This is a genomic window from Afipia sp. GW821-FHT14H12, from assembly GCF_058803465.1.
Window position 1 is genome coordinate 1,243,994 of record NZ_JBXAOZ010000001.1, and the last position, 23,261, is coordinate 1,267,254.

24 protein-coding genes are annotated in these 23,261 nt (G+C 61.9%); 13 read left to right on the top strand and 11 right to left on the bottom strand.

The features are described 5' to 3' along the window. Positions 1 to 57: 57 nt before the first annotated feature. Positions 58 to 339 (bottom strand): translation initiation factor IF-1, encoded by a 282-nt coding sequence (gene infA / locus AC1RNA_RS06155; protein WP_492950494.1) that lies wholly within the window; start codon positions 337 to 339, stop codon positions 58 to 60. Positions 340 to 357: 18 nt separating this feature from the next. Then, positions 358 to 1,887 (bottom strand): DEAD/DEAH box helicase, encoded by a 1,530-nt coding sequence (locus AC1RNA_RS06160; protein ID WP_492950495.1) that lies wholly within the window; start codon positions 1,885 to 1,887, stop codon positions 358 to 360. A gap of 799 nt (positions 1,888 to 2,686) precedes the next feature. Between AC1RNA_RS06160 and AC1RNA_RS06165 the strand changes: the two genes are divergently transcribed. Further along, entirely contained in the window at positions 2,687 to 4,327 is a 1,641-nt protein-coding gene (locus AC1RNA_RS06165; RefSeq protein WP_492950496.1) for a CHASE domain-containing protein, read from the top strand. A gap of 105 nt (positions 4,328 to 4,432) precedes the next feature. On the opposite strand, the gene AC1RNA_RS06170 is transcribed toward AC1RNA_RS06165, so the two are convergent. Both AC1RNA_RS06170 and AC1RNA_RS06175 read right to left on the bottom strand, forming a co-directional pair. Then, a complete protein-coding gene (locus AC1RNA_RS06170; protein WP_002718381.1) occupies positions 4,433 to 4,981 on the bottom strand; it encodes a sigma-70 family RNA polymerase sigma factor in 549 nt (182 codons plus the stop codon). Beyond that, the gene (locus tag AC1RNA_RS06175; protein ID WP_009337596.1) at positions 4,981 to 5,202 is read right to left on the bottom strand and encodes a NepR family anti-sigma factor; all 222 of its coding nucleotides are present in this window, start codon (positions 5,200 to 5,202) and stop codon (positions 4,981 to 4,983) included. Before AC1RNA_RS06175 ends, AC1RNA_RS06170 begins: the two co-directional genes overlap by 1 nt. 221 nt (positions 5,203 to 5,423) lie before the next feature. Here AC1RNA_RS06175 and AC1RNA_RS06180 point away from each other — a divergent pair, with 221 nt between their 5' ends. Both AC1RNA_RS06180 and AC1RNA_RS06185 read left to right on the top strand, forming a co-directional pair. Beyond that, positions 5,424 to 6,224, top strand: coding sequence for a response regulator (locus AC1RNA_RS06180; protein ID WP_009337594.1), 801 nt, complete (start codon positions 5,424 to 5,426; stop codon positions 6,222 to 6,224). A 200-nt stretch (positions 6,225 to 6,424) separates the two neighbouring features. Continuing rightward, a complete protein-coding gene (locus AC1RNA_RS06185; RefSeq protein ID WP_009337592.1) occupies positions 6,425 to 6,823 on the top strand; it encodes a hypothetical protein in 399 nt (132 codons plus the stop codon). Between the two features lie 56 nt (positions 6,824 to 6,879). On the opposite strand, the gene AC1RNA_RS06190 is transcribed toward AC1RNA_RS06185, so the two are convergent. The 3 genes from AC1RNA_RS06190 to AC1RNA_RS06200 form a co-directional block, all read right to left on the bottom strand. Beyond that, entirely contained in the window at positions 6,880 to 7,299 is a 420-nt protein-coding gene (locus tag AC1RNA_RS06190; RefSeq protein WP_009337590.1) for a hypothetical protein, read from the bottom strand. 74 nt (positions 7,300 to 7,373) lie between these two features. Next, a complete protein-coding gene (locus tag AC1RNA_RS06195; RefSeq protein WP_009337588.1) occupies positions 7,374 to 7,709 on the bottom strand; it encodes an ElaB/YgaM/YqjD family protein in 336 nt (111 codons plus the stop codon). A gap of 102 nt (positions 7,710 to 7,811) precedes the next feature. After that, on the bottom strand, positions 7,812 to 8,909 hold the full coding sequence (locus AC1RNA_RS06200) for an AI-2E family transporter (protein WP_009337586.1): 1,098 nt from the start codon (positions 8,907 to 8,909) through the stop codon (positions 7,812 to 7,814). A gap of 271 nt (positions 8,910 to 9,180) precedes the next feature. On the opposite strand from AC1RNA_RS06200, the gene AC1RNA_RS06205 reads away from it, so the two are divergent. The 3 genes from AC1RNA_RS06205 (at position 9,181) to AC1RNA_RS06215 (ending at position 10,895) form a co-directional block, all read left to right on the top strand. Next, a complete protein-coding gene (locus AC1RNA_RS06205; protein ID WP_492950497.1) occupies positions 9,181 to 9,954 on the top strand; it encodes a L,D-transpeptidase in 774 nt (257 codons plus the stop codon). A gap of 45 nt (positions 9,955 to 9,999) precedes the next feature. Continuing rightward, positions 10,000 to 10,641 carry a DUF2865 domain-containing protein gene (locus tag AC1RNA_RS06210; protein WP_492950498.1) on the top strand — a complete coding sequence of 214 codons (642 nt, stop codon included), beginning with the start codon at positions 10,000 to 10,002 and terminating at the stop codon, positions 10,639 to 10,641. Positions 10,642 to 10,736: 95 nt separating this feature from the next. Further along, complete coding sequence (locus tag AC1RNA_RS06215; RefSeq protein WP_009337575.1) at positions 10,737 to 10,895, top strand: Thivi_2564 family membrane protein; 159 nt, start codon at positions 10,737 to 10,739, stop codon at positions 10,893 to 10,895. A 57-nt stretch (positions 10,896 to 10,952) separates the two neighbouring features. Here AC1RNA_RS06215 and AC1RNA_RS06220 read toward each other — a convergent pair whose 3' ends face one another. The 4 genes from AC1RNA_RS06220 to AC1RNA_RS06235 form a co-directional block, all read right to left on the bottom strand. After that, entirely contained in the window at positions 10,953 to 13,118 is a 2,166-nt protein-coding gene (locus AC1RNA_RS06220; RefSeq protein ID WP_009337573.1) for a malate synthase G, read from the bottom strand. Between the two features lie 261 nt (positions 13,119 to 13,379). After that, positions 13,380 to 15,296 carry an adenylyl-sulfate kinase gene (gene cysC / locus AC1RNA_RS06225; RefSeq protein ID WP_492950499.1) on the bottom strand — a complete coding sequence of 639 codons (1,917 nt, stop codon included), beginning with the start codon at positions 15,294 to 15,296 and terminating at the stop codon, positions 13,380 to 13,382. A gap of 15 nt (positions 15,297 to 15,311) precedes the next feature. Continuing rightward, positions 15,312 to 16,106 (bottom strand): sulfate adenylyltransferase subunit CysD, encoded by a 795-nt coding sequence (gene cysD, locus AC1RNA_RS06230; protein WP_492950500.1) that lies wholly within the window; start codon positions 16,104 to 16,106, stop codon positions 15,312 to 15,314. Between the two features lie 19 nt (positions 16,107 to 16,125). Then, positions 16,126 to 16,440 (bottom strand): 2Fe-2S iron-sulfur cluster-binding protein, encoded by a 315-nt coding sequence (locus tag AC1RNA_RS06235; RefSeq protein WP_009337567.1) that lies wholly within the window; start codon positions 16,438 to 16,440, stop codon positions 16,126 to 16,128. 142 nt (positions 16,441 to 16,582) lie between these two features. On the opposite strand from AC1RNA_RS06235, the gene cysG reads away from it, so the two are divergent. The 7 genes from cysG (at position 16,583) to AC1RNA_RS06270 (ending at position 23,257) form a co-directional block, all read left to right on the top strand. Continuing rightward, on the top strand, positions 16,583 to 17,995 hold the full coding sequence (gene cysG / locus AC1RNA_RS06240) for a siroheme synthase CysG (protein ID WP_492950501.1): 1,413 nt from the start codon (positions 16,583 to 16,585) through the stop codon (positions 17,993 to 17,995). Then, entirely contained in the window at positions 17,995 to 18,699 is a 705-nt protein-coding gene (locus tag AC1RNA_RS06245) for a phosphoadenylyl-sulfate reductase (protein WP_009337563.1), read from the top strand. Before cysG ends, AC1RNA_RS06245 begins: the two co-directional genes overlap by 1 nt. 123 nt (positions 18,700 to 18,822) lie before the next feature. Next, positions 18,823 to 19,812: a sulfate ABC transporter substrate-binding protein gene (locus AC1RNA_RS06250; RefSeq protein WP_492950502.1), complete on the top strand. Its 990-nt coding sequence runs from the start codon at positions 18,823 to 18,825 to the stop codon at positions 19,810 to 19,812. 38 nt (positions 19,813 to 19,850) lie between these two features. Further along, positions 19,851 to 20,729: a sulfate ABC transporter permease subunit CysT gene (gene cysT, locus AC1RNA_RS06255; protein ID WP_492950503.1), complete on the top strand. Its 879-nt coding sequence runs from the start codon at positions 19,851 to 19,853 to the stop codon at positions 20,727 to 20,729. Position 20,730: 1 nt separating this feature from the next. Next, on the top strand, positions 20,731 to 21,609 hold the full coding sequence (gene cysW, locus AC1RNA_RS06260) for a sulfate ABC transporter permease subunit CysW (RefSeq protein ID WP_492950504.1): 879 nt from the start codon (positions 20,731 to 20,733) through the stop codon (positions 21,607 to 21,609). Then, a complete protein-coding gene (locus tag AC1RNA_RS06265; RefSeq protein ID WP_492950505.1) occupies positions 21,599 to 22,645 on the top strand; it encodes a sulfate/molybdate ABC transporter ATP-binding protein in 1,047 nt (348 codons plus the stop codon). The genes cysW and AC1RNA_RS06265 overlap by 11 nt, the downstream gene beginning before the upstream one ends. 108 nt (positions 22,646 to 22,753) lie before the next feature. Further along, positions 22,754 to 23,257, top strand: coding sequence for a CAP domain-containing protein (locus tag AC1RNA_RS06270; protein ID WP_009337554.1), 504 nt, complete (start codon positions 22,754 to 22,756; stop codon positions 23,255 to 23,257). Positions 23,258 to 23,261 lie beyond the last annotated feature (4 nt).

Here is a 23,261-nt window from a genome sequence, read left to right on the forward strand (position 1 = left end):
ACAATCCTGCCCCCCGACGTTTTTGGGAGGCAGGTTTCAGGGTATGCAAAAGCGCGGTCAGCGGCGGCGGAATTGACCACCGCGCGGCGCCGCGGGGCGCGGCGCGCCGGCCGGGCGCTCGTCCTTGTGGCGGAAAATCAGGCGGCCCTTTTCCAGATCGTAGGGTGACATCTCGATTGTCACGCGATCGCCCGCCAGGGTCTTGATGCGGTTCTTCTTCATTTTGCCTGCAGTGTAGGCAACGATTTCATGCCCGGCATCCAACTGGACGCGATAGCGCGCGTCGGGGAGGATTTCGGTCACCAATCCCTCAAATTGGATCAGTTCTTCTTTGGCCATAAACGTCTCCGGATCAGTTCAGCGCTGCGGGCGCCGATTGCGATTAGGTTGTGATGCGGTGCGCGCAGGTGCGCTGCCACGGTGGAGGAAGGCGACGCCCTGTATACCGCTTCCCTGGCCGGCTTGCGACGGCCGAGTTCGTTCATGTTTCCCCTGTTCGGCGCGGGGAGTGGCTGCCGGATCGTGATGGGAGCCGGGGTTCGCGCCGGGACTGACACCATGGCCGGGATGCCGCCGCCGGCGCTGCGGCCCGCGGGATCCGGGGGCGCCATCGGCATGGGAGTGGTCGGACGCCTCAAAAGATCGCCCCTTGCCGTGTCCCTGGTTACCGCGCCCCTTGCCCTGTCCCTGATGTCCTTGGCCGCCGCCGCGATAGTTCTTGCGCGGCTGTGCGGAGGGCTGACTTGCAGTTTCGTGTTTGCCGGTACGCCGGTCCTCGCGGGGAAGGGTTACGCGGATCAACCGCTCGATGTCGCGCAGGTAAGTATTTTCCTCACCCGCCACGAGCGAGATCGCGGTGCCGTCGGCACCCGCGCGCGCCGTGCGGCCGATGCGGTGGACGTAGGTTTCCGGGATGTTCGGCAGGTCAAAATTGAAGACATGGGTGATGCCGTCGACGTCGATGCCACGAGCGGCGATGTCGGTTGCGACCAGCGTGCGGATGTCGCCATTGCGGAACGAGGCCAGCACGCGCTCGCGATGGTTCTGCGATTTGTTGCCGTGGATCGCCTCCGAGGGGATCCCGGCCTTGACGAGACCGCGCACGACCTTGTCGGCGCCGTGCTTGGTGCGGGTGAACACCAGCGCCCGGTTGACCGGCTCTGATTTCAGCAGTTCCGAAAGCGTGGCCGGCTTGGCGCTGTGATCGAGCTGGATGATGCGCTGGGTGATGCGCTCGGCGGTGGAGGACACCGGCGTGACCGCGACGCGTGCCGGATCGCGCAGCATGTGCTCGGCGAGTTCGGCGATGTCCTTGGGCATGGTGGCCGAGAAGAACAGCGTCTGGCGCTTTACGGGCAGCTTGGCGACGATTTTGCGGATGTCGTTGATGAAGCCCATGTCGAGCATGCGGTCGGCTTCGTCGAGGACGAGAAACTCGACCTGGTTGAGCCTGACGGCATTGCCCTGAACGAGGTCGAGCAGGCGGCCGGGAGTTGCCACCAGGACCTCGACGCCCTGCATCATGGCGCGGACCTGACGGCCCATCGGCACGCCGCCGATGGCGAGCGCCGCGCTCAGCCGCAGGTGGCGGCCATAAGCGTTGAAGCTGTCGAGGATCTGCCCGGACAGTTCGCGGGTCGGGCTGAGCACCAGCACGCGGCAGGTCTTGGGCTGCGGACGGACCCTGTTCTCCAGAAGCCGGTGCAGGATCGGCAGCGCGAACGAGGCGGTCTTGCCGGTGCCGGTCTGGGCGATGCCGACGACGTCGCGCCCGGTGATCGCGATCGGGATGGTCTGGGCCTGGATTGGGGTGGGGGTGACGTAATTCTCTTCGCGGAGGGCGCGTGAGATGGGATCGGCGAGGCCGAAATCCTGAAAGGAGGTCAAGTGAAGCTTTCTGTATGAATCAAAGGGCGAGCCCGGCGGTCTTCTTGGACCTCGGGGGCGCTCGGGTGTCGGAGACACCCGCGTGTTTGGGGCGTCGGTTCGGTTAGCTGAAAGAAGGCAAGCCAGAAACCGTAAACGGATCCGAACACGCGGCTCGCAAAGACCTGACGATTCTCAAGGTCGTGGGCAAGTCTATGAAGCACGAAGACGGCGCTTTCAAGGTTAAAATCAAGCGAACGCGGCGGAATGTTCCGCCCCTGGGCGGCCCATTGGGGCCCTCGCTGTCCCCAACCGCATGATCCAATAGGCTAATCCCCCTCTTTGGACGGAACGCTCGAAAGGGTCGCCCGTTGAGCATGCATGTGGCTGAGGGTCCAAAAGAAATCCATAGATTACGGCGAGTTCTTACTCGCCATGATCCTGCTTGGGCTGTTCATCATCGTGGCGGGGCTCATGACGGTTGTCATGCATTGATTTTGCTGGCTTTTTTTGTCGAAATCTTAACCAATCGGCTGTCGCGCTTCCGGAACGGAGTTTGCCAGCCCCGAGGACAACGCCGGGAGTCAGCAGCGCGTGGTCGATGGCGGTTTGCGGGATTGGGCGGCAGGAACTATTGGCCAGGGTGTGGCTTGACGTTCTTTCGGTTTGCCGGCTCCGCGTCAGTAAGTTTCGATAGACGGTTCATTGTTATTTTGGATTGGCCCGGCCGCGCTGGGCCGTTTTTTATCTGCCCTGAATCCGGAGGAGTTGCAGTCATCTTGAATCGTCTTCGGCAAATCTTTGTATCGAGTCGATAAGCGTGCTCCGGGTTGGTTTTTTCATCGGGCTTCTCGCCATCATCGGGATACTGGTCTCCGGGCTGGTGTCCTATCGTATCTATGAGCAGGAAGGCGTCATCGACCGCGCCGCGCTGACGCGCCAGATCGATGCTCACGCCGGCCTCGTTCAGGAACGGTTGAGCGAACGCGAGGTTCTGGCGCGCGTGTCGGCGGGCGCTTTCCAGCCCTCGACGGCGATTTCCTCGAACGCGTTGCAGCCGCTGCGTCCCTCGATCTACACCTTCAAGACCAATTTCGTAGTGACGGGCTGGATCGCGCATTTGATGCCGTCCGATTTCCCGCTCGCCGAAGCTGAATTGAAAAGAGCCGGTTTCAAAAATCCGCAGATTCGGAATTTCAACGATGCGCCGCTCGACGCCGCCGCGGCAGCGAAAGGCGTCGATGTGCTGATGGATGTCGAGCCGCAGGACGACAACACGTTGAAGCTGCCGGGCCGTGCTTACGACCAGCATCCGGTGATCGGGCCCACGCTGGCGAAGGCAGCCGAAACAGGTGAGCCGGAAGCATCCGATCCGCTGATTTTGTCGCCGGTGGGTGGCTCCTTGGGTGTGGCTCTGGCCGTGCCGGTTGTGAAGCAGGGTACGAAATCCCCGATCGGCTTCATCACCACGTCATACCGGCTGTCGCTGATGCTCGGAAATGACGATCTTTCGCTGTTTTCCGTGGCGTTGCGGGATCCCCGCGCTAAGGGCGGCGAACTCGTGCTCGATAATAACGGCGAGGTGGTGACGGCGGCGGCGCGACCGGAAGAAAACCGGCCCGAGGTCCGCAAGATCCTGTTCGGCGGCCGGCAGTGGGCGCTGGACTATTATCCCAAGACCGACACCATGCAGCGTGCGCTCAATCATGCTTTTGTTGCTGGCCTGATCGGCCTCGCGGTGACGGTCGTGCTCTGTTCGCTGTTCGGCTACGTCTCTTACAACAACGTGCGCCTCAGCCGGGAAATCCAGACCCGGATCGGGTTCGAGCGCAGGCTCACGGCGGTGATCGACGAGCTCAATCATCGCGTCAAGAATATCCTCGCGGTGATCCAGTCGATCGTGACGCGAACATTGCGCCATGGCTCCGACATCGACAGTGCGCGCGAACTGCTGATCGGCCGCATTCATGCGATGTCGAATGTCGTCACGCTGCTGAGCGACAGTCAGTGGCAGGGCGTGAAACTCAAGGGTTTGTTCGATTCACGCGCGATTCCGCACGGCGACCGCATTGCGCTCGATGGGCCCGACATCACGGTTTCGGCGCGCGCGGCGCAGAGCCTGTCGCTGCTGTTTTTCGAACTGGCCTCGCATTCGGACGAGGGCCTGTCGCTGGTCGGCAAGCATCCGCATATCGTGGCGAACTGGACGGTCTCCGGCGAGGAGCCACATGCGATTTTCAAATTCCACTGGGAGGAGTTCAACACCAGTGTTGCGACGCGCCGGCCCGAGAGCGATTTCGGTATCGTGCTGCTCGACCGCGTCGCCCCCGAGGCGCTCGGTGGTACCTCGAAGCGATACTTCACCGATGTCAGCTATGTCTATGAACTGACCGCGCCGATGGCGACGGTGGTGGACGAGAACGAAATGAACCGGACGGGCTATATCTCGCGCGCGACCTGAGGGCGGCTCCATCATGTCCGCCGGATATCCGGATCAGGGCTGGAAACAACAACGGGACGCCAGAGGGCGCCCCGTTGTCCTGTTCGATATAGGAGACAACAGCGATCAGTTGCCGCTGCCACCGATCACGGCGCGGACCGTGCTGTCAGGCCCGAAATCCTCCGTGCCGTCGACATACAGCATGGCGCTGAGCTTCGAGCGCGCCCGGTTGACACGGCTTTTGATGGTGCCGACCGCGCATCCGCAGATGGCCGCCGCATCCTCATAGGAAAAGCCTGAAGCGCCGACGAGGATGAGGGCTTCACGCTGGTCCTGTGGAAGTTTTTCGAGTGCTGCGCGAAACTCCTCGAATTCGAGATGCGAGCTTTGCGCGGGTTGCGACTTCAGCGTCTTGGAGTAGCTGCCCTCGGCATCCTCCACCTCGCGCCGCCGTTTGCGATAATCGGAGCGAAACAGATTGCGCAGGATCGTGAACAGCCAGGCAGGCAGATTCGAGCCGGGCTGAAACGAGTCGATATTGGCGAGCGCACGCAGCAACGTTTCCTGCACCAGATCGTCGGCACGATCGCTCTTTCCGCTGAGCGAAATCGCGAAGGCGCGGAGACTCGGCACAGACGCGAGGATTTCGTCGCGAAGAGAATCTGTGAGAGGCATCAATCCCTCCCGATACTGTTTTGCGGCAGGCCCTCACCGTCGGTCCCAGGCGGTTCGCCGGCGTCCAGTTTGCGGATCAGATCGGCGAAGCGATCTGGCACTCCCTGTTTGACGACATCGTCGTACATGGCGCGGAGCTGGTGGCCGATCCGGGCCTGGATTTCTGCATTGAGGCCGCTTTTGGGGGCCGGCTTGCTGGGAAGCGGCTTGGGGTCTTTCATGGTTGAATCCATGCTGTCGCCATGGGTTAACTCCTTCAAGGAGAATGCTTTTTTGTACCGGCCGGATAGTCTACAGGCCATTCTCCGAACTTTAATGCGGTTCAAACCAGAAAGTTCCGAGAGAAGGGAACTTTAATCGCGCTCGGGGGTAGATAGGGACACGGCTTCCGGGACATAGTCTCGATCGCCCGCAGCCACGATATCGATTTTATGGAGGGGGTATGTCCCGTTCTCAGCTTGTTGCTGAACATTTGCCCTTGTTGCGCCGGTACGCCCGCGCGCTGACAGGGAGCCAGGCGTCTGGAGATTCTTATGTCGGCGCGATGCTGGAGGCCCTGCTGCAGGATCCCTCTCTGCTGGATGAGAGCCATGGCCCTCGAGTCGGCCTGTTTCGCCTCTTCACCAAGATCTGGCATTCGGTTGCGTTGAATGACGAAGGCGAGCCTGTTCCTCTGGCCGCGTCGGAGCGGCGGCTCTCCAACATCACGCCGCTTGCGCGTCAGGCCTTTCTGCTGCTGTCCCTTGAAGGTTTCTCCGAGGAAGAAGTCAGTTTCATTCTCGATATCGATGTTGCGGAAGTTCGTGCGCTGACGGATACGGCGGGCCGCGAGCTTGCAGCCGAGATCGCGACTGACGTGCTCATCATCGAGGACGAGACATTCATCGCCATGGATCTCGAAAGTCTGGTGAAAAACCTCGGCCATAACGTCATCGGCGTCGCGCGCACTCACAGCGATGCGCTTTCGCTCGCGAAAACCAAGCGGCCGGGCCTGATCCTCGCCGATATCCAGCTCGCGGATGGCAGCTCGGGCCTCGATGCGGTGAACGAACTGCTGCGAACCTTCGAGGTGCCGGTGGTGTTCATCACCGCTTACCCGGAACGCTTCCTCACCGGCGAACGGCCAGAGCCAGCTTTCCTGATCTCGAAGCCGTTCCAGCCGGCGATGGTTTCGGCGGTGGCGAGCCAGGCGCTGTTCTTTCAGAGGAACTCACGCAATCGTAACCAGCGGGCGAGCGCCTGACGGGCGGGGCCTGACCACGTTCACGAAAAGCCCCGCTTAGCGGGGCTTTTTTCTTGGAGAAACGGGCACCTACCTCTTTTGGGGTACTGCACCTGCGCTCGATAGTCTTACCCCGCCAGATCTCTTGCCGGAACGAAGCCTTCCGGCAATCGTTATCTGATGCATCGTCTGTGGTGCGTTTAGTAAAAGCGACGACGACCATGTTTCAGTTGGCCTCAGGAATTTTGGGTGCTGCCGCAGCAACGCTGGCGTTCAGCACCGTGCATCTCGAAGTCCCCGCAAAGGGCGATCAGCGGCAGCCGTCTGCGATTGTGCGGGCCGATGCGGGGCCTCAGATCGAACGCGCAGGCAAAGGCGACCGTCTCACAACGCCATCCGTGCCAGGGCCGAACCTCACTGTTTCTTTCCAGCTGCCGGGTGCCGATAGTTCGGTGATGATGCGCGTTCCGTTGCCTGCGGGCGGTTCTGCGACAGACCATATCGCGCCCCCTCCGGTGGACCGGGCTTCGACGGGTAAACGCATGGTGGCATGCGAGCCGTCCGTCAGTGTGCTGACGCCGGTCGCGAAGCTGCTGCAACCCTCCCGCTGCATCACCTGACGTGCCATTGAAGCAGTGGACTTGCACTTGCACCGCCCGCGCAAAAACACGGGCGATTATTCCTTCGCGGACGGTCGCTTCGACATCAGCCCCAACGCGATGCCGCCGATTGCGAGCAGCGGGATCATCCGCTTCACGCCGATAATCCGCACGGCCTGCAGGGCGGTTGCAATGACGAGCGGGTCGCCGAGCGCGGTTTGCAGCGTCGATTTTGCGGCCTCCACGCGACGCTGACGGATGGCGCGTTTACGCAGTGCGTAGCAGATCGCAGCCATGGCCGCGCAGACAAAGAACACGGCGGCGCCGGCGAGGCAGGCATAGACCGGGCCATATTTATCAAGCACGGCGACGAAGGCCGCCCCGCACAGGAATCCGGTGGTGATGAAAAGGCAAACGGCAACAGCGGCGGCGAGCGACGTGAGTCGCATCGCCGTTCCGGCGCTTTCCTTCAGGTCATCAATGAACTTGTCGAGCATGAAAGCCTCGATCAGTGAAACAGGACAAACGAAAAAGGCGGTCGCTCGCGCGCCCGCCTTGAAGGTTCAGGGCACTAGCGGCGCCACGTCACGCCGATCAGGAAGCCGAGGCCGATGGCGAGGCCGACGGCTGCGAGGGGGCGTTCAGTGATCGCATCTTCAAGGGTTTCTTCCAGGGTGTTGGCGGCGTCCTGCGCCATGTCGAGCGCCGCGCTGCCGCGCTCCGCCGCATCGGAGACGGCGGCATCGACCTGCGCGCGAGCCTGTCGATAGCCGCGTCTGGCGCGAGTTTGTGCGGTGTCGGCCAGTGAGTTCAACGACTCGGTGAGTTGCTGCGCGAGATTTGAAACGTCTTTTCTGACGGCATCGAAATCTTTCTGAAGGCGGTCGAGAGTGGCTTGATCTGTCATGTGCTGAATTTCCCGTTACCGGTACGCGACATCGGAATGCCCGCTGCAGGGCGAGCTGTGTGCAGCACAAACGCGTCCCTATCCCGGAAAGTTCCCGCAGCCTCAGTCTGATGGAAGCGGCTGGTCGCGCTCAGGTATCATGTGCTCCTTGACGATGAGGCCGACGATCAACAGCGGAGACGATAGAAACGCGCCCATCGGCCCCCACAGCCAGGTCCAGAATGCCAGCGCGAGAAACACCGCCAGCGCGTTGAGTGACAATCGCCGCCCGATGATTGTCGGTGTGACGAAGTGTCCCTCGACGAAGGCGATCCCCGCGAAGGCGAGAGGCGCGATCAGCGCGCCGCCAAGGGTCGGCATCGCGACGATCCCGACACACAGCAGGATCGCAAACATCAGGATTGGCCCGATGATGGGAATGAAGTTCAGCGTCGCAGCGAGCCCGCCAAGCCCTGCCGGATTTGGCATTTGCGCAAGCGCACAGGCGATGCCGGTGGCGACGCCGACACCGGCATTGATGAAGCTGACAGTGAGGAGATAGCTGCCGAGATTGGTTTCGATAGCGTTGAGGATCCTCAGCATCCGCAGCCGGGAGTCGTGGTTGGGAAAATTCATCACGAGCGCGCGGCGCAGGTCCGGCCAGCTTGCGATGAACAGAACGAGCACCGCGAAAAACAGCAGGATTTCGGTGAATGTCGGGGAAAGGAATTCAATCGTGGGCTGTACCCACGCGACTTTCGGAAGCTGCAACGACGGCTCTGCCGTGGCCGGCGCACCCAGCATCGCCTGCAGTTGATGCCAGATCGCAAGCGGGCGGTCGAACACATGCAGCTTGTCCTTCAGGATGGGGCCAAGCTCAGGCAGCTTGCCGAACCAGTCCATCACCGGCACCGAGATCAGCCCGATCATCAGCACGAAAGCCGCCCAGGTGAGGACGACGATGAGCGCCGCCGAGACCGGACGCGGTACCCGGAAGGCCTCGAGGCGCTTGGCCGCGGGTGAGAGCATGGTGCCAAGAATGACCGCGGTGACGACGGGCAGGAAGAACGCGCGCCCCACATACAGCACCGCGACGATGGCGAGGATCAGCAGCGCGACCAGACAGAACGAGACGATTTCGGCGCGCTGGATGACGGGAGGCGAAAGGGCGATGCTTTCGGGGACAGGTTCGCCAACGGTTTCGATCGCGCGCTCATGCATGGGTTTTTCGCTCGATCGGTATCCGGCAATGGCCACAACTTGAAACAAACTGGCGGGACTGCCGGCCGTCCGTCAGATGCAACAAACTTCCCCTCCGGCAACACCCCCGGCAGCGAGAAACTCCGCACTAACAGGCGTCATAACGAGAATCATGAGGCAATGGTTCCTCGCTCAGTTTGTGATCCTCGTCTCTAAAGAGGTAAGGAACCGCAAGGCTTGTCTGCGCATTGGCTTCGCGCTCGCATCATGGGATGCGCGGAGGCGTGGTGTCATGAGTGACCTGGCTGGCGGTAGGAGGGACTTTTTCGCATTGCGCTCGGTGTTGAACTGGGGCGCTGGTTTATCCGTGATGGCAGCGGCGATGGTCATGGCTGCACCGGCTTCCGCGCAGTCGCTAAGCTACGCGGCGCAGCCGGGCCTGTACTGGCCGCAGAATTCAGCCGTTCCGTCGGGGGGCCCCGACAATGAAGCCTCTGAGGATGCGGCGTTGCCGGATCGTTTGCGGCGCGCGGTGGTATCCTATCCGAGCCGCGAGGCGCCGGGCACGATCATCATCGATACGCGCCACACCTATCTCTACCTCGTCCTCGGGGGCAATCGCGCCATCCGCTATGGCGTCGGCGTCGGGCGGGAAGGCTTCACATGGTCGGGTGTGCAGACCATTTCGCGCAAGGCGGAATGGCCGGATTGGCATCCGCCGGCACAGATGATCGCGCGCCAGCCCTATCTGCCTCGGTTCGTCGCGGGCGGGCCCGGCAATCCACTCGGCGCACGGGCGATGTATCTCGGCCATAGCGACTATCGCATCCATGGCACCAACGATCCCACCACCATCGGCAAGTTCGTCTCGAGCGGCTGTATCCGCCTGACCAACACCGATGTCGAGGACCTGTTCAATCGGGTGAAGGTCGGCGCCAAGGTGATCGTGCTGCCGAAGGGCGGTTCTCCGCAATTTGAAGCAAAACGCACGTTGCCATCTCAAGCCTCGCTAACCAGCAGCACGGAAAGAGCCAGTCAGCCGATGCAGTTGTCGAGGCTCGATTAACGCTGTCCCGGTAGGACGCGAAGGATGGGTGTGAGGAGAAGTGGAATGCCGCCGAAACATGCGACGTGGATCACGGGTCTCGCCGCCGGATTGACGATGGCCATCGTCGCCTCTGGTTCGCCGGCGCAAGCCCAGGATTTCTTTTCATCTCTGTTCGGTGGATTCGTGCGGCCGAGCTACCATGCTCCTTCGTTGCCGTTTGCCGAGCCGGGCTATGATAACTCCGCGCCGGAGCAGCCGCGTGTCGCATCGGGGCCTTCTAAGGCGTACTGCGTGCGCACCTGCGATGGCCGGTATTTTCCGCTTGGTGCGACAGGGAACGAGAGCAAGGCCGAGATGTGCCAGAGCCTTTGCCCTGCCAGCGCAACCAAGGTGGTGTTCGGGCATGATATCGACAGCGCGGCGACCGACAGCGGCAAACCCTATTCGGCACTCCCCAATGCTTTCCGCTATCGCAATGAGCTCGTGAACGGGTGCACTTGCAACGGCAGGACCCCGGGGGGACTTGCGCATATCGATATCAAGGACGACCCGACGCTGCGTAAGGGCGATCTGGTCGCCAACGCAGATGGCACGCTGTCGGCGACCGGGGCGAAGTCCAGCCGGGTGACGCTGAAGGTCAGTCCCGCCCAGACGAAGAGTGCGGCCTCCCGCTTTGCGACCATCCCCGTCATGGCGGCGCAGTAATCCGTTCCCGAACGGGAACTTCAAATTCCGTCACGCGTTGGCTTCTCTGAGGAGCGGCGATTTATGTTCGTCGCGGTCAAACAGACGGGGCCTTCATGTCATTGCTCATCAGCGCACTGATTACGTTCGTTGTCGTTATTCTGGTTCTGTATCTGGTTAATATGCTGCCGATCGAGGGACGGGCGAAACAGATCATCCGCATCGTCGTCATCATCATCGGTATTCTCTCGCTGGTGCGATACATCACGCTGTAGCGCTCAATAAAAAAGCCCGGCAATGCCGGGCTTTTTGCTTTCGGGATGAGACTGGCTTCAGGATGCCAGCTTCCGCCGCGCCGCTTCCTTGATCTCGCGGCGGCGCGCATGGAGGATGAACTCGGTGTAGCCGTTCGGCTGCTCGCGGCCCTTGAAGATCAGGTCGCAGGCCGCCTGGAAGGCGATGCCGTCATAGCGCGGCGCCATCGGCGTGTAGTCCGGGTCACCTTCGTTCTGCTTGTCGACGACGATGGCCATGCGCTTGAGCGCTTCCATCACCTGCTCGCGGTCGATCACGCCATGGTGCAGCCAGTTCGCGAGCAACTGGCTCGAGATGCGCAGCGTGGCACGATCTTCCATCAGGCCGACATTGTGGATGTCGGGCACCTTCGAGCAGCCGATGCCCTGATCGAGCCAGCGCACGACGTAGCCGAGGATGCTCTGGCAGTTGTTGTCGAGTTCTTCCTTCACGTCGTCCGACGACCAGTTCGAATTGGCGAGCGGAATGGTGAGGATGTCGGAGAGCTTGGCGCGCGGACGCGACTTCAGCTCCTTCTGCCGAGCGTCGATATCGACAAGGTGATAGTGCATCGCGTGCAGCGTGGCTGCGGTCGGCGAGGGTACCCATGCGGTCGCGGCACCAGCCTGCGGATGCGCGATCTTCTGCGCCAGCATGTCAGCCATCTTGTCGGGCGCGGCCCACATGCCCTTGCCGATCTGCGCATGGCCGGGAAGGCCGTCGAGCAGGCCGGTGTCGACGTTGGAATCCTCGTAAGCCTTGATCCAGGCGCTTGCCTTCATCTCGGCCTTACGGACCAGCGGGCCGGCTTCGATCGAAGTGTGGATCTCGTCGCCGGTGCGGTCGAGGAAGCCGGTGTTGATGAAGCAGACGCGCTCGGATGCGTTCTGGATGCAGTTCTTGAGGTTGACGGTGGTGCGGCGTTCCTCGTCCATGATGCCGACCTTGAGCGTGTTGGCCGGCAGCGACAGCACTTCTTCCACGCGTCCGAACAGACGCACGGTCAGCGCTACTTCATCCGGACCATGCAGCTTCGGCTTGACGATATAAACCGAACCAGCGCGGCTGTTGCGGCGCTGCTTCAAATCATGCAGCGCGAGCAGCGCGGTGATGGCGGCATCGAGAATGCCTTCGGGAATCTCATGGCCGGCTGCATCGAGCACGGCGTCCGTGTACATGTGGATGCTGACATTGCGCACCAGCATCAGGCTGCGGCCGGGGAGCGTGATTTCCTTGCCGTCGCGGCCGACATAGGCGCGGTCGTCGTTCAGTTCGCGATGCAGCGTCTTACCGCCCTTGCTGAATTCGGCTTTCAGCGTGCCCTGCATCAGGCCAAGGGCGTTGCGATAGATCAGGACTTTGTCCTCGGCATCGACGGCGGCGACGCTGTCCTCCATGTCGAGAATCGTCGTCACCGCGGATTCGATGACGATGTCGTTGACGCCGGCGGGATCGTCCTTTCCGATCGTGGCTGTGCGGTCGATCTCGATATCGATGTGCAGGCGGTGGTTGACCAGCAAGACCGCCGAAGGGGCTGCGGCATTGCCGCGATGGCCGATGAACTGGGCCGGGTTCTTCAGCGCGGTTGAACCACCTTCAAGCCGTGCGACCAGTTCGCCCTTCTCAACGGAATAGCCGGTGACGTCGGCATGGCTGCCCTTGGCGAGCGGCACGGACTGGTCAAGGAACGCCTTGGCCTTCGCGATGACCTTGGCGCCGCGATTCTTGTCGTAGCCGTTCTTTTTGTAATCGGCGTCGTAAGGAATGGCGTCGGTGCCATATAGCGCGTCATACAGGCTGCCCCAGCGCGCGTTGGCGGCGTTGAGCGAATAGCGCGCGTTGCTCAGCGGCACCACGAGCTGCGGGCCGTGAATGTGGGCGATTTCGTCGTCGACGTTGGCGGTCTTCACCGGCTGCGTCGGCTGTTCGGGAACGAGATAACCGATCTCCTTCAGAAACGCGGTGTAAGCGGCGAGGTCGATCGGCTTGCCGCGATGGGCGCGATGCCATTCGTCGATCTGCTTTTGCAATTCGTCGCGCTTTTTCAAAAGCGCCTGATTGTCTGCTGCGAATTCCTTCACGAGCGTGGCGACGCCGTTCCAGAATTTCTCGGCGGAAATTCCGCTGCCGGGTACGGCTTCCTTCTCGACGAATTCCGCGAGGACAGGAGCAATCTTCAGGCCGGCGATTTCTGTGCGAGTCATTTCAGTCCCATTCCCAAACAGCCACTGGCGGCCATTTCAAAAAATGGAATGAAATGTCCGCCGAAATGAATTGGATTGGGACGATCTAACGATAAACACCCCATAAAGAGAAGTGTTTTGCTGCATAGCACCTATTAGACCTATGGCGCACGAAAACGACTAAGCGTTGCGATTTTGCAAATCTATTTTTACAAAATTTACAATTTTACTCCGCGCGATGACAGATTTTGCCCCGCGCGGAGGAAAGCGCGTCCGCTGCCCTCAGATATGAGCGGCAATATCCATCGGTTCCTGCAGGAGGACGTGGCTCGCAAGTAGCATGCGCTCGATCTCGCCGACCGCTTCGAGAACCGGCCGGGTTGCGGTGTCGAGCACAAGTTCGGCCGCGGAGGGTGGCTGGTAATCGGTGCCGGTGCCGGTGAATCCGGGCAGGCCGCCCGCGCGCGCCTTGGCGTAATGGCCCTTCGGGTCGCGGCTTTCGCAAACCTCGGCGGATGTCGACACGTAGATCTCATGGAACAGGTCGTCGGCGATGCGGCGAGCCTGGGCGCGGTCCTCTGCGGCGGGGGAGACAGCCGCGACGATGGCAATGTGGCCGTTGCGGGCGAGATGGGCTGCGACTTCGGCGAGGCGGCGGATGTTTTCACGCCGGTCGTCGGAGGAAAATCCGAGATCGCTGTTGAGGCCTGCGCGCAGCGTGTCGCCGTCGAGCAATATCGCGGAGCCACCACGGCTGAACAGCCTGCGCTCCAGCGCGCGTGCGAGCGTCGACTTGCCCGCGCCGGGCAGGCCCGTGAACCACAGCACCGCGCCGGAGTGATGATGCCGCGCTGCGCGCTCTTGCGGTTGCAGGGCGGATTCGACGGGGACGATATCGACCGGCACCGCGCGCTGTCCGGCATCGATGCTGAGCACGAGTCCGCCGCCTGCGATGCGGCCGCCGACTTCGATCACCAGCCGTCCGTTGCGCGGGTTGTCGGCATAGGGGTCGGCGGCGGCGGGTCTTGCGAGCGAAAGGTCGATTTCGCCGACATGGTTGCGCGCGATCGAGGTGCTTGCGACGCCCGTCAATTCGCCGGGATCGACCGCCTTCTCGACGGCGACTACGGTGGCGCGGCTCTCCATCGTGCCGATGCGGACGAGAACGGTGTCGCCGGTTTTCAGCGGCGCTTCATGCAGCCAGAAGATACGGGCGTGCAGGCGGCGGGTGTCGCGCGGCGCCGTGGCCGTGTGGGCGATGACATCGCCGCGCTCGAGAAAGAGTTCGCGGTCGAGCGTGATGCCGACCGAGCGGCCGGCAGCTTGCGGTCCGTTCACGGGGGTGTTCGGCCAGCTCTCGACGGTCTTGATCTTGGCGATCTTGCCCGCAGGCATAATGACGATTTCATCGCCGGGTGAAAGTTGTCCGGCCTCGATGCGGCCCGCGATGATGCGGCGGTCGTCGAATTTGTAGATCGCCTGCACCGGCAGGCGCAGCGGCAATTCGGTGAGAGCGCGTGTTGGCGTCAGCGTGTCGAGCGCGCCGACAACGGTTGGACCATTGTACCAGGCGATGCGCGGCGTGTTGTGCGCGACGCCATCGCCATCGCGCGCGGAGATCGGGATAACGGCAGCTGGTGTCACGCCGAGTCCGGTGAGATGCTCGCTGATCTCGCACTTGATCTCATCGAAACGCGCCTCGCTGAAATCGACGCGGTCCATTTTATTGATAACGACGCAGACCTGCTTCACGCCGAGCAGATGCAACAGATAGCCGTGGCGGCGAGTCTGGTCGCGCACGCCTTCAAGGGCGTCGATAATTAGCACGGCGGCGTCGGCCTGCGAGGCGCCGGTAATCATGTTGCGCAGGAATTCGGCATGGCCGGGCGCATCGATCAGGACGATGTCGCGCGAGGGCGTACGGAAACGGATCTGCGTGGTGTCGATGGTGATGCCCTGGTCGCGCTCGGTCTGCAGCGCATCGAGCAGGAACGACCACTCGAACGGCATGCCGCGCCGCGCGCTGACGGCTTTCAGCATTTCGAGCTTGCCGTCCGGCAGGCTGCCGGTCTCATGCAAGAGGCGGCCGACGAGGGTCGATTTGCCGTGGTCGACATGGCCGACGATGACGATGGAAACCTGCGGGCGCTCGCCGGTTGCGGCGTGCGGAACGGCAGAAGGAGAAACAAGAATGGTCATGGCGCTGCTCCCGCTTCACAGATAACCGGCGACGCGCAGCCGCTCGAAGGCATCTTCGGTTTCATGATCGAGCGCGCGGCCCGCGCGCTCCGGCACCTTGGTGCTGTGCAACTCGGCGAGAATTTCGGGAATGCTCGAGGCATGCGAGGCCACGGGATGGGTGATGTCCTGGTCGCCGAGTGAGCGATAACGCTTGCCGTTCTTTGACAGATAAAGCGGGATGATCGGAATGTTCTCGCGCTGGGTGTAGGCCCAGATGTCGGTCTCGGTCCAATGCAGGATCGGATGGATGCGTAAGTGAGCACCCGTCGGCACCGAAGCGTTGAAGTGATCCCAGAACTCCGGCGGCTGGTCGCGGACGTCCCATCCGCCTTCCGTGCCGCGCGGCGAGAACACGCGCTCCTTGGCGCGGGTGGCTTCCTCGTCGCGACGGATGCCGGCGATCAGGCCATCGAAACCGTACTTGGCGAGTGCGAGCTTGAGGCCTTCGGTCTTGCGCGCCGCAGAGCGGGCCGCTGGTGGCAGCGTGGGGTCGACCTCCTCGACCGGCGGGCAGAAGTCCACCTTGAGATCGAGGCCCCATTCCTTCGAGTAGTGATCCCGGAAGGCGTACATTTCCGGGAATTTCTTTTGCGTGTCGACGTGCAGGCACGGGAACGGCACCTTGCCGAAGAACGCCTTGCGCGCCAGCCAGATCATGACGTTCGAATCCTTGCCGAGCGACCACAGCAAGGCGAGCCGTTTCAGGCGCGCGAACCCCTCGCGAAGAATGTAGATGCTTTGTGCTTCAAGCTCGTCGAGATGGTCCATGCGTCGTCATCTTTCGTGGCTACTCCGTACCCGGGGCCAGCTTGACGCGCAGGCCGTCGGTTTCAGGAGTCATCAGGATTTGGCAGGCAAGCCGTGAATTCGGCTCGACGAAGAAGGCCCCGTCGAGCATGTCGATTTCCTCATCGCTCGGCGGCGCGAGCCGCCCGACCCATTCCGGGTCGACATAGACGTGGCAGGTTGCGCAGGCGCAGGCGCCCCCGCATTCGGCCTTGATCGAAAGCCCCCAATCGCGGATGACCTCCATGACGCGCCATCCGTCCAGACCTTCCAGTTTGTGCTCTTGGCCGTCGCGGTCTTCGACAAGAAGATACATTTCCCTTGTTTCACTATCTGGGAAGGCAAAAATTCTTCGATAGGATCGTTCTTTAGAAGAATTAAATTCTACTTGGTGTATCTTCTAGATACATATATAGAAATTAATTCTAGTCAATCCAGAATTTCAGCTTCGAGTTGTCATGCGCTTCCTGCCGATCTTTCTCGACCTTCAAGCCGGGCCCGTTCTTCTTGTGGGCGCGGGAGATCTGGTGCGGGCAAAGCTGCGGCTGCTGTTGTCAGCGGGAGCGCGGGTGAGATGGTTTGCCGTGGATGGCGACTACGATTCCGGCCTCGATAGCGAGGCTGCGGGCCGGGTCGAACGCGCCGGCGATCCTTTATCAGCGGACCTGAATGGTGTCATCGCCATTCTCTGCGCCGGGGCGGGAGAGTTGGGCGAAACCGTGGCGGCGCGGGCGCGAGCGGCGGGCATTCCCGTCAATGTCATGGACGATCTTACGCATTCGACCTTCATCTTTCCGGCCATCGTCGATCGCGGCGATGTCGTTGTCGCGGTCGGCACCGGCGGCAGTTCGCCGGTGGTGGCGCGGCGTGTGCGCGAGAAGATCGAAAGCATTCTGCCCGCGCGTATTGGTGACCTCGCGGCCTTCATCGGTCGTTGGCGCAAGCCGATGCAGGCGCGGTTGCCGGAGATGTCCGATCGGCGGACATTCTGGGAGCGCATCGTCGATGGCCCGATCGGCGCGCTGGTTCTGTCCGGGCGCGAGCGTGAGGCCGAACGCGCGCTGGATGCGATCGAGGATCCTGTCGCCTTCGCATCCGAACGCGGTCTCGTCACTCTGGTCGGCGCGGGACCGGGCGATCCCGATCTTCTCACGATCAAGGCGCTGCGGGCGCTTCAGGATGCCGACGTGATTTTCTACGACGATCTGGTGTCGCCTGAAGTGCTCGATCGTGCGCGCCGCGATGCCGCGCGCGTGTCGGTCGGCCGGCGTATCGGTAAGCCGGGGATCGGGCAGGAGGCCACCAACAGGCTGATGATCGAAGCCGCGCGCGCGGGCAAGCGCGCCGTCCGCCTCAAGGGTGGCGATTCTTTCATTTTCGGTCGCGGCGGCGAGGAGATCGCGGCGCTGCGCGAAGCGGGTGTTGCCTATGCCGTCATTCCGGGCGTCACCGCCGGAATAGGTGCTGCAGCGCAGTTCGAGGTGCCGCTGACATTCCGCAAGAAGGCCACGCGGATCACCTTCCTCACTGCGCACAAGACTCGCGATGCCGAGGCGGTGGACTGGTCGCTTCTCACCGACGTTGCGATGACGGTGGTGGTCTACATGGGCATCACGGCGGCGCCCGCGATCCGCGCCGGGATGCTGGCCGCAGGCCGCTCGCCCGATACGCCGGTCGGCGTGTTCGCGCGTGTGACGCGGCCGGATGCGAAAGCCGTGGTCGGCACGCTCGACCAGCTTCCTGACCTTGTCACGCAGGTCGAGAACGGCCCTGCGATCCTTATCATCGGCGATGTGGTGGAGCGCTCGCTGTTATGGCGCCGGTCGGATTTCGATCGGCTGGCCGCGAGCCTTATGGAGAAAATCCAGTGATGGCATTGGATGTAAAAGTTACGGACGTCGCGGCGCTGGACGCGCGGCTGAATGATGCTTCGCCCGCGGACATCATTCGTGCCGCTGTTGAAGCGGTCGGACGCGAGAAGCTCGCGTTGGTGTCGTCGTTCGGCACGGAATCGGCGGCGCTGCTGAAATTCGCGGCCGATGTCGACCCGGCGATCCCTGTCGTATTTCTCGATACCGGCTGGCTGTTCGAGGAAACGCTCGCCTACCGCAACACGCTGATCGATCATCTCGGCCTGACCGACGTGCACACGATCCATCCGTTAACCGAGGACGTGGCGCGGCAGGACGCGGATCGTGAATTGTGGCTGACCGATCCGGATGCGTGCTGCCATTTGCGCAAAGTGGAGCCGCTTACGCGTGCGCTTGCGCCGTTCGCTGCCTGGCTCAATGGCCGCAAGCGATTTCAGGGCGGTGCACGCGCGGCCATCCCCGTCGTCGAACGTGATGGCGAGCGGTTGAAATTCAATCCGCTGGCCAATGTGACGGCGGAAGAATTGAGGGCGCTCTACGCGGAAGCGAAGTTGCCGCAGCATCCTCTGGTCGCGTCAGGCTACGCGTCGGTCGGATGCATGCCGTGCTCGAGTCGAAGTGCGCCGGGAGAAGAAGACGCGCGTGCCGGTCGCTGGCGCGGAAGAGCCAAGACAGAATGCGGCATTCACGTTGCGAAGACTTGATAGCACGTTCGTTACGCTTCGCATCAAACAAAGAAATCCCGTTTCGTTGACGTAAACACGTGAGTTTCGGACTGTAGCTCCATCGCTGATGACGTTTTGTCATCGGCTCGCATGGAGATTTGAATGATCCGTCGTACCCTTCTTGCGCTCGCGGGAATCGTGGTTGCAGGTGCCGCGCACTCCGCCGATTATACGTTGCTGAATGTGTCGTATGATCCGACGCGCGAGCTTTACGTCGACTTCAACAAATCATTCGCGGCTGCCTATCAGAAGGAAACCGGCAAGACCGTCGAAATCAAGCAGTCGCACGGCGGCTCGGGCTCGCAGGCGCGTTCGGTGATCGATGGCTTGCAGGCGGACGTTGTGACGCTCGCTTTGGCTTATGACATCGATGCCATTGCCAACAAGGGCGTGCTGAAGAAGGACTGGCAGAAAAGCCTGCCGCAGAATTCGTCGCCTTATACCTCGACGATCGTGTTTCTTGTCCGCAAGGGAAACCCGAAGGCGATCAAGGATTGGGACGATCTCATCAAGCCGGGCGTCAGCGTGATTACGCCGAATCCGAAAACGTCGGGCGGCGCACGCTGGAATTATCTCGCGGCCTGGGGCTACGCGCTGAAGAAGTTCGGCTCCGAAGACAAGGCACGCGAATTTGTCGCGAACATCTACAAGAACGTGCCGGTGCTCGATACCGGTGCGCGCGGCTCGACCGTGACATTCGTGGAGCGTGGTGTTGGCGACGTGCTGCTTGCCTGGGAAAACGAGGCTTATCTAGCGGTGAAGGAATTCGGCGCGGACAAGTTCGCGATCGTGGTGCCTGCGATTTCCATCCTTGCCGAGCCACCGGTGGCGATCGTCGACAGTGTTGTAGACAAGAAGGGGACGCGCGGCGTTGCCGAGGCCTATCTGAAACATTGGTACACGAGGGAAGCGCAGGAGATCGCGGCGCGCAATTTCTACCGCCCGCGCGATCCCGAAGTCGCCAAGAAGTATGCGGCGAATTTCGCCAAGGTTGATCTGTTCACCATCGACGATGTGTTCGGTGGATGGACCAAAGCCCAGAAGGAGCACTTCGCCGAGGGCGGCGTGTTCGACAAGATCTATAAGAACTGACGGAATTTTTGATCGACAAGGACTGCCGGGCGCATCACATGCGCCCGGCAGTCACGGTTTATCGAAGCAAGCGAGGCGCTGTGAGTGTGTTGACGAGACGGAGCGTGTTGCCGGGGTTTGGGCTGACCCTCGGGCTCACTCTGACATGGTTATCAATCCTGATTCTGCTGCCGCTTGCGTGTCTGTTTCTGAAGAGCGCGGAGCTTGGCTGGTCCGGGTTCTTCGATGCGGTGACGAGCGGTCGCACGCTTCATGCGCTGTCGGTGTCGTTTGGCATCGCCTTCGCCGCGGCACTGGTCAACCTCGTGGGCGGCGTCATCGTTGTCTGGGCGCTGACGCGTTATGATTTTCCCGGCCGCCGCCTGTTCGATGCGATCGTGGATATTCCCTTCGCGCTGCCGACGGCGGTGGCGGGCATCGCGTTGAGCACGCTGTTCGGCGCGAAGGGCTGGCTTGGTGCGCCGTTGGCGGCGCTGGGCATCAAGGTGGCGTTTACGCCGCTCGGCATTTTCGTGGCAATGATCTTCATTGGCATTCCCTTCGTCGTGCGCACGGTGCAGCCGGTGCTGGCCGATCTGGAGCCGGAACTGGAGGAGGCCGCGAGCAGTCTCGGTGCGCGGCGCTGGCAGGTTATCGCCAGAGTCATCCTGCCGAGTCTGACGCCTGCCATTCTCACCGGCTTCGCGCTCGCTTTCGCGCGGGCGGTCGGTGAATACGGCTCGGTGATTTTTATCGCGGGAAATCTGCCGAACGTGTCGGAGATCGCGCCGTTACTGATCGTGATCCGGCTGTCCGAATTCCGCTATGCCGATGCAACCGCGATCGCGGTCGTCATGCTGGTCGCGGCCTTCCTGATCATCTTCGTGATCAACCGTATTCAGCGCTGGGCCCAGACCCGTGGCGCAGCGAGTTATTAAAATGAGCGATCTTGTCCTCACCACAAGCCGTATTCTGCCGCTGGCGCGCCCCGATGCGCGCTCGGAGCCGCGCATCCTGCGCTTTCTTGTCATCGCCTTCGCGATCACTTTCCTGTCGGTCTTCGTGCTGTTGCCGCTGATTCTGGTTTTCGCCACCGCGCTCACCAAGGGCGCGTCGGCCTATTTCGATGCATTGTCCGGCACTGAGACGCTATCGGCGATCCTGCTGACGCTGACGACGGCGCTGATCTCGGTGAGCGCCAACCTCGTGTTCGGTCTCTTGGCGGCGTGGGCGATCGCCAAGTTCGAATTCCGCGGCAAAACGCTGCTGATCACGCTGATCGATCTACCCTTCTCGGTGAGTCCGGTCATTTCGGGGCTAGTGTTCGTGCTGCTGTTCGGTATGCAGGGCCTGTTCGGCGTCTGGCTGCAGCAGCACGGCATTCAAATTTTATTCGCCACGCCGGGGATCGTGCTGGCGACGACGTTCGTGACGTTCCCGTTTGTTGCCCGCGAGTTGATCCCGCTGATGCAGGAGCAGGGCACGCAGGAGGAAGAAGCCGCGATCTCGCTCGGCGCATCCGGGCTTCAGACATTTTTCCGCGTCACCGTCCCCAACATCAAATGGGGCATCCTGTACGGCGTGCTGTTGTGCAACGCGCGGGCGATGGGCGAATTCGGCGCGGTGTCGGTGGTGTCCGGCCACATCCGCGGCGAAACCAACACGATGCCGCTGCTGGTCGAGATTCTATACAACGAGTACCAGCTCGCGGCGGCGTTCGCCGTCGCCTCGCTGCTCGCATTGCTGGCGCTGGTGACGCTGGTTGCCAAGACCATCCTCGAAGGACATTTGGAAGGAGAGCCCGCAAATGACGATTGATGTTCGCAATCTCGTCAAACGGTTCGGCGCGTTCAAGGCACTCGACGATGTCAGCCTGAGGGTCGATGATGGAGAACTGCTGGCGCTGCTCGGCCCGTCCGGCTCGGGCAAGACCACGCTCCTGCGCATCATCGCTGGTCTCGATTGGCCGGATGCAGGCTCGGTGCGGTTCGACGGCAATGATGCGCTGTCGCGCGGCGCGGGCGAGCGAAATGTCGGCTTCGTCTTCCAGCACTATGCGCTGTTCCGCCATATGACCGTGTTCGAGAATGTCGCCTTCGGCTTGCGGGTGCAGCCGCGCGCGGTGCGTCCGAGCGAGGATGTCATTCGGCGGCGCGTGAAGGAGTTGCTCGACCTTGTGCAACTGGACTGGCTGTCCGACCGCTATCCTGCGCAATTGTCCGGCGGTCAGCGCCAGCGTATCGCACTTGCGCGTGCGCTGGCGATCGAGCCGCGCATCCTGCTGCTCGATGAGCCGTTTGGCGCGCTCGACGCCAAGGTGCGCAAGGAATTGCGGCGCTGGTTGCGCCAGTTGCATGACGAGATTCACGTCACCTCGATTTTCGTGACGCACGATCAGGAGGAGGCGCTGGAAGTTGCCAACCGCGTGGTGGTGATGGACAAGGGCAGGATCGAGCAGGTCGGCTCGCCGGGCGATGTCTATGACAACCCGGCGAGCGCCTTCGTGCACGGCTTCATCGGCGAATCCATCGTGCTGCCCGTGCATGTCGTGGACGGACAGGTTCGCCTCGGCGAGACGACGCTTGCGCTGGACTCGCAGGGCAGCGCTTCAGGGCCGTCGAAATTGTTCATCCGCCGCCATGATGTCGCGGTGGGTCCTGCGGGCAGCGGGCTTCTCGAGGGCGATGTCAGGCATGTGCGCACGTTCGGGCCCACCCAGCGGGCCGATATCGCGCTGCATGTCGGCGGCGGGGAGACCGTGATTGAAATCGATGCGCCGCGCGACCGTGGGCTCAAGTCCGGCGATGTGGTGGGGCTTCAGCCCCGCCGGTTCCGGATTTTCGCCGGGGCATAAATCCAGGAGCCGGACGGCACGCCTGCTATTCCTGAAAATTGTGTCCGTGTTCACCTTTCAGCCATGGTTCCTGTGCAACAACGGCCCTCTCAAGGGGCCTTTGCACACATGTTACGATTAGCCGTCGCCATTCTGGGATTGCTCGTGCTCGCCGGTTGCGCCGGTAACGACATCTCCACCGAGCAGCCATCCTTTTATGTCAGCATGGCGAATCCGAACGCCAAACTCGATGCCAGTGCGGCGGCCTCGATGATCTCCCAATACCGCCAGAACAACGGATTGGGCGCGGTGACGATCGATTCCGAATTGATGACCGCCGCCGAAACGCAGTCGCGGGCGATGGCGGCCAAGAACAAGCTCGATCACGATGTCGCGGGTCCGTTCGCCAAGCGCGTGAAGGCATCGGGCTTCAATGCCGCGAAGGCGGTCGAGAATATTTCCGCCGGCTACCACACCATGGCGGAAGCGTTTTCCGGCTGGCGCGACTCGCCCTCGCATCGGGCCAACATGCTGGCGAGCGGTGTCACAAAAATGGGCATTGCCGCGGTCTATGCGCCGAATTCCAAATACAAGGTATTCTGGACCATGATCCTGGCCTCACCGGATCGTTAAACCT